Below are 17320 nucleotides of genomic sequence, written 5' to 3'. Positions count from 1 at the left end.
TTGGTTAGCGTTCATTTATGAATGGACACAGTTGTTTTACCCAAACCATCATTTCACTTTCCTTTTCGTGTCCATAAAGGACTGCCATGCATTCAAAGATACGAAAGCATGTTCGTGCCTTCAATGTTCGTTATCACTTAACAATGAGGCTATTATGCGTCCTCGCGTTGATTTAAAAACAACTGTGTCTTTCAAAATGTATTAATGAGCCCCTTGAGGGATGATTGATTTTTCAGAATCTTTAAAGATTTGATGCACGTACGCTCTTGACTGTGGTTTTCCCTCCAAAAGATCAGGGGTGATAAAATAACCGGCAACCGATTCCGCAAAGGCTTCGTAAGTATTTGTAGAGCCATAGGTGCCATCTTGCCATTCATTCAAATAAATCTGTTCCCATTCTGTTGTGTCATGCGCCCCGGTGGCAAATCCGTATAAATGAGCCATCTCATGATACATGCTTTCTGTATCCATAATCATCCAATCTTGAAGCAAATATATATAACGTTCATGTGGCATTACATAAGCATAGGACCCTTCTGGAACTTCATGATAACCACGACGAAACGCATAGAAATATTGGCGTAGTTTGGTTGGCATGCCCGCAATCATAGGATGAGATAAATCTGGCTTGTCGCCATGGTAATTATAATTGATGCCATAGGATGAAATATCTTCGTACTCTAAATTTGGATTGGAATTTGAATCAGAATCTTCGCCCGAATCCGTTTCCTCAAGGACGTCTTCTTCAACAGAGCGAGAGTCAATGACACTGATGTTTTGGTAGCGTCGTAAAAGTTCGGGTACGACCACGTTTTCAAGGTGCTCAACTTCTAAGACATCCGATCCAATCGATGCTTCGGTTTTTGAATACTGTTTTGTTTCTTTGTGGCAACCACTTAATAAAAGGAGTAGGCAAAGTGTAAAAAGTGTTGGTTTCATAGATCCCCCTTGAAAGCAATAAAACGCCTGGTACGGCGTTTTCTTTTATCAAATCTCAACCGCACCACTTTCACTTTTATTAAAGTCTATCTCATAGGCCGTTTTGAAGTCAAATATTTTTCGCGGCATTGAGTTAATTTTGAAGCAAATATCATCAAGATATTGTTGCGCTATATCATACATTGATTTTCCTTTTGGTATAAACCTTCTAACGATTGCATTCGCTCGTTCATTGGTTCCACGTTGAAAAGAACAGTATGGATCACACTTATATAGTTTCACACCCAACCGCTTGGCTGTAATTCCTAATGTTTTAAATTCAAGTCCATTATCTACTGTTATCGATTTCGTGGTTATATTATTCTCTTCAATAAATTTTCGAATTAAGTTTGATGTGTAATAGTCATATCGATATTCTGCTTTAATAAGCCAGGTCATTCTTGAGCAGCGGTCTACAATGGATATAATCGCTGCAGATTCATGTTTCTTACCGATTATAGAGTCGATTTCGAGATGGCCAATCTCGTTACGTTCCTCAATGTATTTAGGTCTAAGGCTAATTGGAAGTACCGTTTTCTCTTCCAAGTTCCATCTCAAGTGATTCATCATTCCACTAATTCTCTTTTTACGTTTTCGACGTTTATAGCACATTCTATTTGGTTTTATATCAAGTTTACCTTGATTAATCCAGTTATAGACTTGCTGCGATGAAACACACGGTTTATATGGATGATATCGTTTATAGTTACTCAAGCATACTTCTACCCAATGAACTTTAGGATCATAGTGAGAATGCAGATATTCGATTAAGTGGGAATATTTTTCTCGAATATCAATCGTTCGTTTCTTATAGACATTATTTTTATATCTAGAAATCGTAGAATGAGATATATTGAGTTTACGTGCTGCCTTGCGCATAGAGTAGCCGATGCTTAATAGAATATCAATTTGGTCTTTCATTTTTTTATCTAATTGTTTATACTTCATATGGGAGCTCCTTTTAGTGAACCGCACCCGAATCTTGGACAAAGATGAGGAGGTGCGGTTTTTTATGGCTAAGCTAACACGAAAACAAAAAATTGAAATATATGAAAAACGAAAGTTAGGACAATCAGTATGTTCATTAGTAAATGAGTATGGTATTAATAAATCAAGTATTAAATATTTGGTAAGACTTATCGATCAACATGGACCCAATGTTCTAAGACGAAACAAAAATCACTTTTATTCTCATGAATTTAAGTCAGAAGTAATAAATCGGATATTAATGGATGGAGAAAGTACAATAGCTATCGCCATCGAACTTGGATTAAGTTCTGATGGATTGATTTACAATTGGATTAAAAATTATAAAGAAAACGGCTATAATGTCATAGAACGGAAACGAGGTAAACCATCTATGACAAAACCAACTAAACTGTTAACAGTTAATGATGAACTAAAGGCATTGAAGAAAAAAAACAAGTATTTGGAAGCGGAGAATGAATATTTAAAAATTGAATGCCGTAGTGAAACAAAGGTGGAGCGCGAAAGAAGAAAACCAGAGTAGTTTCTACTACGACAAAATATCCCTTAGAGATTCTTTTAAAATATCCGACTCGCTCGATCTACTTACTACTTCTACGTTTCAAAATTGATTTTGATACCAAAACGACGAACTCATGCAAGAGATTATAGAAATCTATTATGATCACAAAGGACGATATGGTTATCGTAGAATTACTTTAGAACTAAATAATCGAGGAATTCGTGTAAATCACAAGAAAGTCTTGAGACTTATGAATAAATGGGATTACATTCAATCATAAGAAAGAAACGTAAGTATTCTTCATATAAGGGACAGTGGGAACCATTGTTGAGAATCGAGTTCAAAGAGATTTTGAAGCTGATAAACCCAATCAAAATGGTTTACGGATATCACTGAGTTTAATGTGCAAGGGAAGAAAATCTATCTTTCACCAATACTTGATGCATATGGTAGATACATTGTATCTTACAACATATCTACAAGTCCTAATTTGGATCAAACTAGAGACGTGCTTCACAAGGCATTTTCTTGTAACGATACGCAAGGAACAATTATTCATTCGGATAGAGGATGGCAATACCAACATCAATTTTATGTGAAAGAATTAGAAGCACATTCGATGATTAGAAGTATGTCAAGAAAGGGAAATAGTATTGATAACGGACTCATGGAGGGCTTTTTTGGGCTACTAAAATCAGAAATGTATTATGACCAAGAACATAAGTATAAAAAGGTAGAAGAATTAGTTGATGCAATTGATGAATATATCGACTCTTATAATAACAAGAGAATTAAGAGCAAACTAAAAGGACTGACCCCTGTTCAATACAGGAATCAATCCTTAAATTTAAAAGATAATTAGCTTGTCCAAAATTTGGGGTTCAGTTCATAGGGGTGGGCTCCTTTTATTATACAAAAACAACCGCACCTTGGGTGGTGCGGTTGAGATTTGAATTTAGGGTCCACATCGCGTGGACTTTTATTTGAAATCACCAAAATGATAGGCCATTTCATAGGTATACGTTGCTTCATGATCTCGAGATCCAAACCATGTATGAATCCCAATTTGCCCACTGTCTTCATGTTCTTTACCCGGTTCAAAAATAAATAATGTACGATCTTTTAGAATGACAACATCTAGGGACTCCTTAAACGCATCGGCCTCTTTTAGATGGAAGCGAACTGTAATCACGCCAGGAATATCTTGTTGTTGATAACGATCCGCAAACATTTCTAAGTCTTTACGCGTAATTCTTCGTTCTCTTACATCCGTATCCGGAACAATATTTATCTCTTTAATTACCCCTACTTTTAAACTGCCATTTTCTCTGTAATTTGCAATAATATCTGCTTGAATCGTATCATTACTGTTTGTATCCATTCGAGGTAAAATCATTTCCTCAAAACGCATATTTGTATAAGATTCATTGATATTTAAATCAAAACCTGCTTGTTTAATTCGAATGTGTTCTTTAAGAATACGGGTAAAATCACCTTCACTAATATAAAACGAATATAAGTGTTTCTCCCCTACGAAAATATCTTTATCACGCCCAAGAGTCGGTACCATAACGGGTTTTAGAAATCGATTTCTCGTTGTCGGTTCATTTATATATTTATACAGACCATAGCCTGCCGCAGCAAGAATTGCTGGAACGATGAGTTTTTTCATATGCTACCTCCTTATCATCAAAATTTTAACACATTCTTATTATAATGAAATTGAATTGTAATCGAAACTTATGTTATTGTCATAAAGTCATGCGAATTCCTTTCATTTTGCAGCATGTAACTCTATAATGAAAGCGATACAATTTTTAGAAATGGAGTGTCATCATGAAAATAATCGCAATCACAGGTTCAGTAGCAGGCCGCAAGACACGTGTCGCTTTGGACTATGTTATCCAAGAGATAACCAAACACAATCATACTATTGACACGGAGATTATTAATATCGGAGATTATGATCTCCAATTTAGTGATGGACGCCCCGTTAATCAATATAATTCCGATACCCAATATGTTATTAATGCAATTTTGGAGGCCGATGCACTTATTGTTGGAACGCCAACGTATCAAACCTCTATTCCTGGAGCCCTTAAAATATTTTGATTTACTACCAATGCATGCGTTGGTTGATAAAAGTGCAGGTATTGTTGTAACTGCAGGATCACCAAAGTACTTTTTAATGGCTGAACAACAGCTCAAGCCGATTTTATCTTACATGGGTGCACGGATTGTTCAGAAGTATGTCTTTATTGAAGATTGTGATTTTGATGGCCTTCAAATCAAAAACGAAAAAATATTAGACCGCTTACGCACATTAGGTGATGATGTTATTTGTTCAGTAGAACATAGGACTTGGGCAAAAAACCATCCAATTAAGAAAGATCAATTCCCTTACAACGATAAATAAAAGTATTGACAAAGATTTGATTGTACGATATTATTTCACTTAAATCGCAGAACAAGAGAGTAGACATTCGGATATCGATAGCGAATTAGGGATGGTGGAAGCCTAATGGATGAATTATGTTGAACCGCACTTGGGAGATGTTTATCTGAACAAAGAGTAGGATAAACCGCAAACCTAGCGTTACAGGAGAGAGGTCATATGAAAAACATATGGCAATTAGAGTGGTACCGCGTTTAACACGTCTCTAGATATAACTATCTAGGGACGTTTTTTTGTTCCTAGATTCAAATAAGAGTGAGGAGAATTTTTATGGGAATCAAACGACGACGTGACTTCGCAAAGCGCACAAACCAAACTTAAAGCGAACATCACAAGGAGAGAAACAAAATGAAAAAATTATTTATCGTAGCAAGTATTACATTATTAGTATTAACCGGTTGTGGTAAAAAGGATTCAACCGTAAGTAAACTCGAAGCCATCAAGGCAAAAGGTGAAATTGTTTTAGTAACGTCACCTGACTACGCACCGTATGAGTTCATCGATGCAACAAAATCTGGTCAAGATCAATATGTTGGAGCAGATATTGAACTCGCAAAATTTATTGCCAATGAAATTGGTGTTGATCTGGTTATTAAAGCGATGAGTTTTGGCGATATTGCCTCCGCCGTATCGCTTGGAAAATTTGATATGGGTATTGCAGGATTCACTTACAATGACGAACGTGCCGAACAAGTTGATTTCAGTGAAACATATGATACAACAGAGTCCACATGCCAAGGGTTCCTTGTTACCAAAGAAAAAGAAGCAACCCTAAATACAATCGATGATCTTAAAACAGCAAAGGTAGCCGTTCAAAACGGATCATTACCTCAAACATATGTCGAAACGGAGCTTCCTGAAGCAACAATGCAGCTTGTGAATACTTTAGATGATGCCATTCTTCAATTAACTGTTGGGAAAGTTGATGCCATTGCCGCATCATGTGCATCAGGCGAAGGTTTTACCCTCAATAATAAAAATCTCGTTGTAAGTAAAGTTAAATTCGCAACAATCGATGACAATGGTACAAAAGTAATTTTAGAAAAAGGTCAAGAAGACCTTATGAATGAAGTGAATAAAGCCATTGCGAAAGCCGTAGAACTTGATTTATATAAACAATGGCTTGATGACGCTACAAGCATTGCAGAACAATTAGGAGCGATAGACTAAAATGTTTCAGGATATATTAAAGCTCATTAATCGCTATGGACATGTGTACCTCAAGGGAGCTTGGGGTACATTAACCATTTCTGTTGTAGTTGTTCTCATCAGCACTCTACTTGGTGCATTTCTTGCCATGGGGAAAATGTCAAAATTTAAACCCTTAAAAGCAATTATTAATGTTTATATTGAAGTCATTCGTGGAACGCCCCTTTTACTTCAACTGAGTTTATTTTATTTTTTAGGATCTGAGTACATTTCATCCTCAGTACCCGATGTGGGATGGATTATGGTTGCCCTCATAATTAATTCAAGCGCCTATGTTGCGGAAATATTCCGTGCAGGAATTCAAGCTGTTGATAAAGGACAATTTGAGGCTGCGAAAAGTCTTGGTATCTCAAACGCCAATATGATGAAGAAAATTATTTTCCCCCAAGCGATTAAGAACATCTTACCTGCTTTAGGGAATGAATTTATTACAATGATTAAAGAAACATCTCTTGCATCGGTATTTTTTGTTAATAACCTGATGACTTCGGAGTCGATCGTTTCAAGTGCAACGCACTTAAAACTTCCTTCTTTAATGATTGTTGGTGTTATTTACTTTATGATGACATTCTCAACATCAAAACTTATTTCCGCATTTGAAAGAAAGGTGGCTCTCAATGACTAAACCGCTACTTGAAATCAAAAACTTACATAAGGCATATGGCGATTTATCGGTTCTTCAAGGAATTAATGAGACCATCACCCAAGGTGAAGTTGTTTCAATTATTGGCCCTTCAGGGTCTGGAAAATCGACACTGTTACGCTGTTTGAACTTACTTGAAACACCATGTTCTGGAAGTATAATCTTTGACGGTGTTGAATTACAACCCGATCATAAAAATTTAGATAAGCTTCGTCAAGAAATTGGGATGGTGTTCCAACACTTTAATGTTTTCCCAAATTTAACTGTTTTGGAAAATATCACCCTCGCACCAACTTTAGAGAAGGGAATGTCTCTTGATGAGGCAAATGCTTTAGGGCTATCTTTACTTGATAAAGTTGGATTAAAAGAAAAAGCTCACGAATTTCCACGTAAATTATCCGGTGGTCAAAAACAGCGTCTTGCTATCGTTCGGGCACTTGCTATGCAACCTCAAGTTATGCTGTTTGATGAACCAACTTCTGCTTTAGATCCCGAAATGGTTAAGGATGTTCTTGAAGTCATTAAAGATCTTGCGGTAAGTGGCATGACCATCGTCATCGTTACCCACGAAATGAATTTCGCAAAAGAAATTAGTGATCGAGTATTATTTATGGATGGGGGCGTTATTTGTGAACAAGGTAATCCTGAAGCAATCTTTGATCACCCATCTCATCCACGTACCATTGAGTTTTTAAGTGAAGTTTTATAAAAAACATGTCTTAAATGGATGTGGACCCATAACCAAGAGCTTTATATTTAATGAATAGTACCAAAGGATTCTTCTCTGTATTAAACAGAAGAGCGTCCTTTTTATTTTGTCACGGCTGTGCGGACGAATCTACTTGATTATTTTTCTAAATATATTATGATATCATATTTCTTGATTTGAAATCGGTTCCCATACTTTATTAGGTTTATCGTTGCATGCTCGATTGCGATTAATTTGAATTCCGCAGTACATGTTGACATGAAAAAAAACCCTGTCCATGTTTGGATTTAGGGGTTCACATCAATTGTATTGCTTTTTTTTGAGATAATCACGCGCCTCAGAAATAAAATAGAGTGAGCCCGTAACGACACATGTCCCATGATTTCGATGTTTGATACCTGCATCAATTGCATCATATTGATTTTTGATGATGGTGACATGATGTCCAAACGCTAAGTTTTCTGCACTTTCGGAACGATAAAAATCAAACTGGGTGATAATAACTTCATCAAATACAGATTCCAATTTATTTATCATAAGCGTATAGTCTTTATCTTTAAGAGCTGTGAATACCGCAATCCATGGTCGAGGAAGCATTTCCATGCTTCTCACAAGCATTTCTATCCCCATCTCATTATGAGCGCCATCTACATAAACACCCTCGCTGACACGCTCAAAACGGCCTGCCCAGGATGCATTCAAAATTGCATTCTGAATGGTTTGGGTTGAAATCGCAAGTTGAGGCAAGGCCTTTACGAGATTAATGGCGAGACTTGCATTCGCAACTTGATAAATAGCTTGATTTTCAATGCTATAGCTGTCACCCAAAACCTCAAAGTGATAGGCCATTCCACTACGATGAGGCACCGGTGTTTCGATCGGGTGTACTTCGGTTTGCATACAATGTGCGTGTTGGTGGAATACTTCTAAACATGAACTTTTGCTTTCTGTTGTGAAAAGAGGTGTATTCGGCTTAATAATACCCGCTTTTTCGGCAGCAATTTTCTCAATGGTATCCCCAAGAATATTCATATGATCAAGACCAATGTTTGTAATTCCAGAAATTAGTGGATGGATAACATTGGTTGCATCCAGTCGACCTCCAAGACCCACTTCATAAATCGCATAGTCTACATCTTGATCAAGAAAGTATAAAAATGAGATGAGAACATCAATTTCAAACATGCTTAATTGATATCGATCCCAAAAAGGTTCGGTTACATTAATATAGATTAGTAAATCCGAGTCCGTGATATTCTGATTATTTATCCGAATACGATCGTTATGTACCATAAGGTGAGGTGATGTGAATGTCCCAACAGTATAACCGGATTCCTGTAAAATTGCACGGGTATAATTGGTTGTCGACCCCTTACCATTGGTACCACCAATATGAATGCAAGAGAGGGAATCTTGAGGATTGCCCATATCTTCTAAACATTGACGAAACAAGTCAATGCCGTACGTCTGATTTTTACGTTTCATAAGCGCTTCAAGCGCAGGTTCTATTTGTCTAAACATGTAACACTCCAATTAATTTCTTCTTGATGACGTTCTCTAAGCAACGCATTGATTTTTGAAAATGGACGCGACCCTATAAATTCTCGATACGCACCAAGTGGTGATGGGTGACTGGATTCAATAAATTGATGGTGATCTTGGATGAGCGTTTTTTTAGCTTGAGCCTTTTTCCCCCATAACACAAAAATGATTGGTTCTTCGCGGCGTCCTAATTCCGAAATTACCCGATCCGTAAACGGTTCCCATCCAATATGAGCATGAGACATTGGCTCACTTTCTCTTACCGTCAGCAACGTATTAAGAAGCAAAACACCTTGCTTCGCCCACGATGATAAGTCACCATGTTCATTTTTTACTCCGAGATCAGCTTCCAACTCTTTATAAATATTTATCAAACTTTTAGGTAATTTTTGATCTTTATAAACAGAAAAACTCATCCCCATCGCCTGACCGGGTTGATGATAAGGATCCTGTCCTAAAATCACTACCTTTACATCTTCAAATTTAGTATTTTCAAATGCCGTGAAAACCGCCTCCTCAGGTGGATAGATTGTAAACTCATTTCTTTCTTCTTTGATTTTATTTTCAAGTAAACGAAAATAGTCTTTTTGCTTTTCTTCATTAAATAATTGTTGCCAGTTCATAAAGACCTCCTGCATGATTTTTAAAAATAAAAGCCAGATATCTGGCTTTTATTCATTGACTGAAATAATTTCATGACGTTCCATTGCTTCAATATAGTCATGCGCTTGACGTACTGTTTCATAGTTTGGTTCCATCACATAGAGTGCTGGTCCCGGCATTGAATAAGTCGTTGTACTTGAGCTTCCCGTTCCAGTTACTGCATAGGATTGAATATCCCAATCAGACATGTCATTAATTTGTTGTTTTATGAGTTTTTTAAAATCACTTTCTTCCATACTCATTTGGAATGAGTCCGAAACTGAGTTTAGAATTGATGTATAGTTTGTAATAATTGCGGGTGACATTGCCTTTTTAAGGATTCCTGTAATGAGAGCTTGTTGATTTCGAACACGGTCATTATCACCATTTGGTAGATTATAACGTTCACGTGCAAAGATAAGACCATTTCGTCCATCTACGTGGTTAATTCCTTCATCAAAATACACACCTGCATAAGATTGGAATGCATATCGGGAATAAACATCTACGCCACCCAATGCATCAATAATGGTTTCAACTGAACTGAAGTTTACTTTTACGAAGTAATCAATATCGATATCGAAAAGATGTTCCAGTGTTGCCATTGATTCTCCGACACCATAAATTCCCGCATGTGTTAGCTTATCATAAGCTCCAAAGGATGCAAGTTCAACATGATAATCACGAGGAATACTTGTTAATAAGATTTGCTTATTCTTAGGATCAATGGTCATAATCATATTCACATCTGAGCGTGAAACGGATGAAACAGGTCCATAGGTGTCAATCCCGGTTACAAACATACTAAATGTATCTTGCATTACGTCTGTATTTTTATTTTTAAAATCGACTTCTTCTTCATACGCTACGGTCCCTATAATACGAGTCTTTTCATCAAAATCTTTTACCTCATCTTGAATAAAACCACGGTGTGCTTCACTCAATAAGATGACTTCTTGTGTACCATCATACAAATCATTTGCGAGTTCCGTATAATCTTCATAGTCCACGATATTAATATCTGATTTATATTTTTCATCAATTAATTTCTTACCTTTAGCGATGTTTTTCGAGTCCAATCGTGTATTTGCACCAAAGGATAACGATTTAACATCATCAATGCTTTTATATTCTGAATCTTTCATGACCACAACAGAAATAACATGTGTGTCTTTATTTGCCCCGGTTAATTTGCCAAGGAAACTATTTCCTGTAACTAAATAACGTGTTCCCAGTAACAAGAGTAAACTTAAAATTAAACTGTATACTTTACCAAAATTTTTCAACTTACCGGGTTTGGTGAGCATGGTTATTAACGCTCCAATAAGGAATAAAAGTAGGATAATCCCTACAATAATCATGAGATACTTTGTCGGAATTGCATTAAACTTATAAATTGCATACAAAGTAACGACTGAACAAAGTAAAAATATCAGTACGATTACTTTGTCTCGGAATAAAATAAATTCTTTTCGATTGTTTTTAGCCATGCTAACCTCCATCACAAAACTGTGATTATCAATTAATTATTTTTCGCTTCATCATCAGAAGATGCTTCATCATCTGACTCTTTTGATTCTTTTTCTTTCTTAGCTTCAAGCTCTTTTTTTTCATCTTCAGCCTTTTTGGCTTCCAATGCTTTTTTCTCATCTTCCGTCAAATCATTTTCTTCAATCCACTTGTTTGCTAATTCCACAATTTTTGTCTGCGCTTCATCAACTGTAATTTTATGATCGTATAAATCTCGTAAGATTGGCATAAAATCAACTTCTTTATAAAGACTTCGTGCTAACTTCGTTGGATTATTATCCAATGCCATAACGGGTGGTGTGTCATGGAAATTATAGGCTCTCATCTTTTCAATCACACGTTTATCGGTAATCGTAAGTTCATCAAGGTGTATGCGATGATAGATCGGCGTTTTCCCTACCGAACTTTGATATGTTGATACCCCTTCACCACTGCGTAAGATTCGGATTACTTCGGCTGCTGCTGAAGGATACTTTGTCTCTTTTCGTGCGATGTAACCATCGACTTCACCCATAGGCGACATGCGATGCTTCATATATTCTGGGAATGGAGCATATACATATTCATCGTTACTGCTTACTTCGTATTTATCGGCCATCTCAAAATCGGTAATAAAACTAAAGGCCGATCGTCGTTCATAAAATGCAGCATCCAATTGCCATGGAAGATCTTCTGCCTTCACATCTTTAGAGAGAGTCTTATCCATTTTATGTGTGCTCATTGCTTCAATAAATACAAGACCATCTCTAAATTCTTGAGTTTCAAAGCCAGGATCAGATCCTTTTTTTGTAAAATTCAACGTCCAGCGTCCGCTGGTTAAGAAAGGATAAAAGGATTCTTGATCTTTAAAGGATAATGGGAAAACCATATCGGTCTTTTTCAGTATTTTATCTGAAGCTTTATAGATTTGATCCCAGGTCTCAAAAACATCAGGTAAACCAGATTCATCCGAATCTTTTAAATCAAAACCTGCTTCCTCTAGAAGGGTTTTATTATAGACAAAAAGGCCACCTTCAATACTGTTTTGAACGAAATAGTATCCTTTAAGATTAATGGAATCTTGCAGTTGGACCGGAATACGACTCCCAACTACTGTATCAAGTGAATTCCCCAGATTGACCAACTGATCTAGAAAATAAACAGCATTTTTTTGAGACGTCACCATAACATCATAAGGAAGTCCTTTTGCCATTTGATCAATACTTAAAGGTTCCTGTACAACATATGAAATTGCATCTTTATGTTGCGGATGAATCTCATTCCATGTGGACACGAGATAATCTCCAAGTTCTTTATTTTCTACTTGTACAGTAAGCGAGGCATTTTCTTCAATACTAAAATATTCATTATCTTTATCGTAACAAACACTCTTTCCATCTACCGTACAACGACTTTTTAAGAAGAAGAATGAGGTTGAAAAAACTGCAAGTAACAAGACTGCAATAACACCAATGATAACACTCTTATTTTCTTTTGGATTTTTAACTAAACGCTGTTTTTCTTTCTTGTCGTTTGCATTTTCCTCAACATGTATTGCTTGATGTTCTTCGCTCATCCTACTACACCTCCTTCCCATGGACTGTATAATCAACATTCTTTAACGATTCAATCGTTTTAGCCCCAACTAAAACCATTAGCTTTTTAAAGTCTTCCAAAAACATGGAAACTTCATTCAGCATCGCTTCTGACTCTAAATGTGCTACCTTGAGGAAATACCCTGAAATCCCAACTGCTTTTGCACCGAGTATTAAACACTTCAGGGCATCAAGTGGATTTTGCACCCCACCTGATGCGAATATATCGCATTTTTCTTGATATGATTTAGTCATCATAAGTGACTCGACGGTCGTAATACCCCAATCTGATAGATAATTATAACGTTTGCCTTGTGAGCGTTCATTTTCAATCCAAACGAAGTTCGTACCCCCACGACCACTTAAATCTACATGACGCACACCACAATCATAGAGCTGAGCAACGGTCTTTGCACTCATACCAAATCCCACTTCTTTAACAATAACTGGAACATCCACCGAAGCAACAATTTGGGTTATATTTTCAAGCCAGTGAGCAAAGTCGCGATCACCTTCGTCCATCGCAATTTCTTGCGCAACATTGATGTGGATACCTAGTGCATTCGCATCAATCATCGCGATTGCACGCTTCGCCTCATCCACAGTTGCATTCGCCCCTACATTCCCGATAATAAATCCTGTAGGATTTTCATCACGTACAACTCGATACGATGATTCAAGGGTCTTATCATCAAGCGCAGCATGTTGTGAACCAACTGCCATCGGCAAACCAAAAACACGAGCAATTCTCGCTAGGTTTCGATTCAACATTTCAGTTTTTTCACTACCACCTGTCATTGCATTAATATAAATTGGATACTTCATCGTCTGACCTAAAAATTGAATGGAAGGATCTACTTCACTCAAATTGATATTTGGTAAACTTTGGTGAACAATCCGTACGGTATCAAAATCAGATTGATACACATTTTGCTTTAACGCAAGTGCTACATGTTCGTCTTTTCTTTTTGATCTCATTTACGTTTTATACACTCCTACATCTAGATATAGAATACCATGTTTTTCCCATTCATGTACTAAAGTGTTCGCTTTTTCATTAAAGTTTTCAGATATTAATGCGAATCCACAATCACCACCACCAGAACCGGATATCTTGGCAGGTAAACCGATATTGTGCGCGGATTCAATCAGCTTCGTTAAGACATTTGTCTCAATATTGATCGATGCACGATTCCCTAATTCGGCCATCAACATTCTATAGTGATCAATGGCTTGAGAAACCAATATAAAATCATGGTCTTTCCAAGCATCAATAAACTGATTGACTCGAAGATTCGCTTCCTCGAGAAAGGATGCATAATAGCCTGGATTACTACTTTTTAATTCTCGTACTGCGTCGACAAAAGGCGAGGTTTGATTTACAGTTCCCGTCCATCCAACACATAGATTTAGGTTGGTTGATGGTAAAGGTTCAATCAGCAATCCTGGCCATGTTGAATGGACAAGGTTCATATTACACATATCCGCAACAATAAGCCATGACTCATCATAACGCTGATAAACTAGTGTGCCGCCAAAACATGTGGAAGCCAAATCACCACCCGAGCTGATCTCACCAACAATTACTTGGGCCATCACCGAGAGTTTAAAAAGTTCTAACGATTCCAGCTCTACCTCATGAAGTCTCAAAATAGCATCAATCACTGCCGCTAGTACAACACCACTCGATCCAAATCCATATTTTTGCTCATTTTCCGAATCCAACTCACTCTCAATATGCATTTTGAAAGGGGTCATTGTTATTCTTCTAAATTTCAAATAGCGTCTTGAAATTTCAATTGCTGCCTTCACATGAGTCAACGTTTCATTCTGCATAAATATCTCAGTACCTTGAAGTTGACCATAGCGACTGTTTACTTCAAATTGCTCGGCGGCCTCTATGTAAACATTTAAAAACCGATCAATGGCTGCAATGACCGCTTTTTGACCTGGTTCCATAATTGCATATTCCCCCATAAAAAACAGTTTCCCAGGAAATTTAACGTGAATCATAAACCGATACCCCCACTCCCGGCGCGCAAACTACCGTTTTAACACCCTCTAACTCAGCGAGAACCGTTTCCACATGTTCAGAGGTTGTCATGATTTTCACATTAGGACCAGCATCCATGGTAAAGAAAGCAGGTACTGTCTTTTGGATTTTACGCACTTTATTCATAATTTCGACCGTTTGCGGCTCAAAATACCACATATTTACTGCCATTAACGATGCGTGCATTCGTAAAGCATTTTGTTGCGCAATCGCACCAACAGTCCAGATATCGTGTTCTTTCAGTGCCGATTCTAAATTTATGATGTCTTTTTCTGTCTGTTCTACCCACGCTGGGTAATATACCGATTCTTCGACAGTTGTGTTCATCGCTTGGCTGCTTAAAAACGGTTTTTCTTGATCATTAAGAATGCAGACAATCATTCTAAATTCTGGCCAAGGCTTCATGATTATAGGCTCCGCAAAACTGTCCAAATCATTTGAGCCGCGATTCCATTTCACAAATCCACCGTAGATTGAACGCGATGCACTTCCCGAACCCAATCGCGCACAGCGAGATACTACTTCATCGGATAAATCAAGGTTAAGCGTTGCTGCTTTCGCAAGCGCAGCGAATGCGGATGCTGATGAGGCTAAGCCTGCTGCTTTGGGGACAAAATTGGTAGAATGAATGCGAGCAAAATAAGGTAACGGATATCGTTTCCTAAGCTCATTCATATACCAAACAACGCGATCTTTTTCCTTACCTTCCACCTCATAACCATCAAGGATAAAAATATCCTCAGTTAATGTGGCATCATATTCAACCCATGTATCGGTGTAAAACTGATCTAATGTCATAGAAAGACTGGAATTGTGCGGTATTTTTAATTCATTATCCTTCTTTCCCCAATACTTAATGAGGGCAATGTTGGTATGAGCACGAATCGTTTTAGTCATGAATTTGTTTACCATTTAAATTATAAGACCATGTATCTACCGCACCCGCTTCTTTTAATTTTTGTGATACATGCATTGAATCCTCTTCGTTGGCACAAAGGGCAATCATACAGCCACCTTTTCCTGATCCCGTTAACTTTGCGCCCAATGCCCCCTCTTGAATGGCGATGGTTGTTAGGAGATCTAATTTATCATTACTTACGCGAATTGTTTTTAAAACCTCATGGGCACGATTCATACAATTACCCACTTCCCCCACATTTTTTGTTTGAAGGTGAATACGGGTTTCATTGGTCAAATCTGCAAGTTTGTTCATCAACGATTCCACATACTCTGGATTATCCTTAAGCATTGCATTCACTTCTGAAACGGCAAGACGGGTTTGACCGGAATCGCCAGTATCTGCAACAACGAGGACCGCATCCATATCCACTTCAATAACTTCACCCAATTTACCCCGTTCAAAGAAAACGGGTTTTCCCATAGCGATTGTATTTGCATCAAGGCCACTAGGATTCGTATGGTGGATGCGCTCGGCTACTGACACCAAATAATTTAAGTTTTCGTCTGATAAGTGCATTTTAAACGCATCAAAAAGACCACGAACAACGGATACTGAAACTGCTGCACTCGAGCCCAATCCACGTTGTGGTGGTAATGTTGATACAATTGAAATATGAAGACCATAATTCTCTTTATTCATAAATTTTAATGTTAGTGTGATTAATTCTTTGATACCCGCAATAACTGAAGGCGCACTTGACAAGGCCCCTTGATAATAAAGACAATCAATCGTGGTTTCTTCTTGATGGAAATCCACTCTTGTCTCAATACGTGCGTATGCGAAAGGCAACGCAATCGCTGGTTTACCGTAAACAACTGAATGTTCACCCATTAGAATAATTTTTCCGGTCGCAGACCCAATTCCATATAGACTCATATAAACACCTTCCAAACATAAATAGCATCTATATTATACATCATAAATCTTAAGATTTTCCAATTCACACGAATTCATATAATTGTGCATAAAAAAAGCGAGCATAGCCCGCTTGTAATTATTATAATGCTTCGATATCTGTATATGAAATCTCAGTAGGTGTCTCACGACCAAATAAAATCGTAAGAATCATTGCTGTTTGAGAATCATCATTCATACTATCAACAGTTCCTTCGATCCCTGCAAATGGTCCCGAAAGAATACGAACTGTATCGCCTTCCTTGAAATTAACGATAAGTTTTTGATCACTCATACCCATGCGTCTTAAAATTGATTCAATCTCTTCATCTGAAACTGGGAATGGCTTTGCACCACCACCTGATGAACCGATAAATCCTGTAACACCAGGAGTATTACGAACGATATACCACGCTTCATCCGTCATAATCATTTCTACAAATAAATAACCTGGGAATAAGTTACGAAGTTTTTCGACTTTTTTACCATTCTTATATTCAATTTCTTTTTCTTCAGCTACAAGAATTCTAAATAAAGCATCTTCGATACCCATTGATTCTACGCGTCGTTCTAAGTTTTCTTTAACACGGTTTTCATGTCCTGAATAGGTGTTAACAACATACCATTTTTTTTCTTCCATC

The 17320-nt window shown here is 37.3% G+C and carries 17 protein-coding genes, 1 pseudogene and 1 other annotated feature; of the genes and pseudogenes, 6 read left to right on the top strand and 12 right to left on the bottom strand.

Annotated features, from left to right (window positions below; translation table 11 throughout):
• Window positions 1-201 precede the first annotated feature (201 nt).
• Together EEI45_RS02615 and EEI45_RS02610 are read right to left on the bottom strand one after the other, a co-directional pair.
• Entirely contained in the window at window positions 202-939 is a 738-nt protein-coding gene (locus tag EEI45_RS02615; protein WP_125164041.1) for a hypothetical protein, read from the bottom strand.
• Window positions 940-987: 48 nt separating this feature from the next.
• Window positions 988-1926: an IS30 family transposase gene (locus EEI45_RS02610; protein WP_125163807.1), complete on the bottom strand. Its 939-nt coding sequence runs from the start codon at window positions 1924-1926 to the stop codon at window positions 988-990.
• Window positions 1927-1990: 64 nt separating this feature from the next.
• Between EEI45_RS02610 and EEI45_RS02605 the strand changes: the two are divergent.
• Window positions 1991-3329 (top strand): annotated as a pseudogene (locus EEI45_RS02605) (IS3 family transposase).
• Between the two features lie 117 nt (window positions 3330-3446).
• On the opposite strand, the gene EEI45_RS02600 reads toward EEI45_RS02605, so the two are convergent.
• Window positions 3447-4139: a hypothetical protein gene (locus tag EEI45_RS02600; RefSeq protein WP_125164040.1), complete on the bottom strand. Its 693-nt coding sequence runs from the start codon at window positions 4137-4139 to the stop codon at window positions 3447-3449.
• 164 nt (window positions 4140-4303) lie between these two features.
• On the opposite strand from EEI45_RS02600, the gene EEI45_RS08920 reads away from it, so the two are divergent.
• The 5 genes from EEI45_RS08920 to EEI45_RS02580 all read left to right on the top strand — a co-directional run bounded on the left by EEI45_RS08920 (window position 4304) and on the right by EEI45_RS02580 (window position 7483).
• Entirely contained in the window at window positions 4304-4579 is a 276-nt protein-coding gene (locus EEI45_RS08920; RefSeq protein ID WP_228410466.1) for an NADPH-dependent FMN reductase, read from the top strand.
• The gene (locus EEI45_RS08915; protein WP_228410465.1) at window positions 4515-4883 is read left to right on the top strand and encodes an NADPH-dependent FMN reductase; all 369 of its coding nucleotides are present in this window, start codon (window positions 4515-4517) and stop codon (window positions 4881-4883) included. The genes EEI45_RS08920 and EEI45_RS08915 overlap by 65 nt, the downstream gene beginning before the upstream one ends.
• Window positions 4884-4921: 38 nt before the next feature.
• Window positions 4922-5132 (top strand) — a binding site (T-box leader).
• A 138-nt stretch (window positions 5133-5270) separates the two neighbouring features.
• Window positions 5271-6092 (top strand): transporter substrate-binding domain-containing protein, encoded by an 822-nt coding sequence (locus EEI45_RS02590; RefSeq protein ID WP_125164039.1) that lies wholly within the window; start codon window positions 5271-5273, stop codon window positions 6090-6092.
• 1 nt (window position 6093) lies between these two features.
• Window positions 6094-6756 carry an amino acid ABC transporter permease gene (locus EEI45_RS02585; RefSeq protein WP_125164038.1) on the top strand — a complete coding sequence of 221 codons (663 nt, stop codon included), beginning with the start codon at window positions 6094-6096 and terminating at the stop codon, window positions 6754-6756.
• The gene (locus tag EEI45_RS02580; protein WP_125164037.1) at window positions 6749-7483 is read left to right on the top strand and encodes an amino acid ABC transporter ATP-binding protein; all 735 of its coding nucleotides are present in this window, start codon (window positions 6749-6751) and stop codon (window positions 7481-7483) included. The genes EEI45_RS02585 and EEI45_RS02580 overlap by 8 nt, the downstream gene beginning before the upstream one ends.
• Before the next feature lie 300 nt (window positions 7484-7783).
• On the opposite strand, the gene EEI45_RS02575 is transcribed toward EEI45_RS02580, so the two are convergent.
• The 9 genes from EEI45_RS02575 to nusG all read right to left on the bottom strand — a co-directional run bounded on the left by EEI45_RS02575 (window position 7784) and on the right by nusG (window position 17319).
• Complete coding sequence (locus EEI45_RS02575) at window positions 7784-9004, bottom strand: bifunctional folylpolyglutamate synthase/dihydrofolate synthase (protein WP_125164036.1); 1221 nt, start codon at window positions 9002-9004, stop codon at window positions 7784-7786.
• Complete coding sequence (locus EEI45_RS02570) at window positions 8989-9648, bottom strand: uracil-DNA glycosylase (RefSeq protein WP_125164035.1); 660 nt, start codon at window positions 9646-9648, stop codon at window positions 8989-8991. Before EEI45_RS02570 ends, EEI45_RS02575 begins: the two co-directional genes overlap by 16 nt.
• Window positions 9649-9696: 48 nt before the next feature.
• Complete coding sequence (locus EEI45_RS02565) at window positions 9697-11157, bottom strand: LCP family protein (RefSeq protein WP_125164034.1); 1461 nt, start codon at window positions 11155-11157, stop codon at window positions 9697-9699.
• A 32-nt stretch (window positions 11158-11189) separates the two neighbouring features.
• Window positions 11190-12752 carry an ABC transporter substrate-binding protein gene (locus tag EEI45_RS02560; protein WP_125164033.1) on the bottom strand — a complete coding sequence of 521 codons (1563 nt, stop codon included), beginning with the start codon at window positions 12750-12752 and terminating at the stop codon, window positions 11190-11192.
• 4 nt (window positions 12753-12756) lie between these two features.
• On the bottom strand, window positions 12757-13749 hold the full coding sequence (gene fni / locus EEI45_RS02555; RefSeq protein ID WP_125164032.1) for a type 2 isopentenyl-diphosphate Delta-isomerase: 993 nt from the start codon (window positions 13747-13749) through the stop codon (window positions 12757-12759).
• On the bottom strand, window positions 13750-14784 hold the full coding sequence (locus tag EEI45_RS02550; RefSeq protein ID WP_125164031.1) for a phosphomevalonate kinase: 1035 nt from the start codon (window positions 14782-14784) through the stop codon (window positions 13750-13752).
• Entirely contained in the window at window positions 14771-15736 is a 966-nt protein-coding gene (gene mvaD, locus EEI45_RS02545; protein WP_228410464.1) for a diphosphomevalonate decarboxylase, read from the bottom strand. The genes EEI45_RS02550 and mvaD overlap by 14 nt, the downstream gene beginning before the upstream one ends.
• Window positions 15714-16661, bottom strand: a complete 948-nt coding sequence (gene mvk, locus EEI45_RS02540) for a mevalonate kinase (protein WP_125164030.1) — start codon at window positions 16659-16661, stop codon at window positions 15714-15716. The genes mvaD and mvk overlap by 23 nt, the downstream gene beginning before the upstream one ends.
• 121 nt (window positions 16662-16782) lie before the next feature.
• On the bottom strand, window positions 16783-17319 hold the full coding sequence (gene nusG, locus EEI45_RS02535) for a transcription termination/antitermination protein NusG (RefSeq protein ID WP_125164029.1): 537 nt from the start codon (window positions 17317-17319) through the stop codon (window positions 16783-16785).
• Window position 17320 lies beyond the last annotated feature (1 nt).

This window comes from Erysipelothrix piscisicarius (assembly GCF_003931795.1).
Classification (GTDB): Bacteria; Bacillota_I; Bacilli_A; order Erysipelotrichales; family Erysipelotrichaceae; genus Erysipelothrix; species Erysipelothrix piscisicarius.
This window is presented reverse-complemented; position numbering and strand designations above follow the sequence as displayed.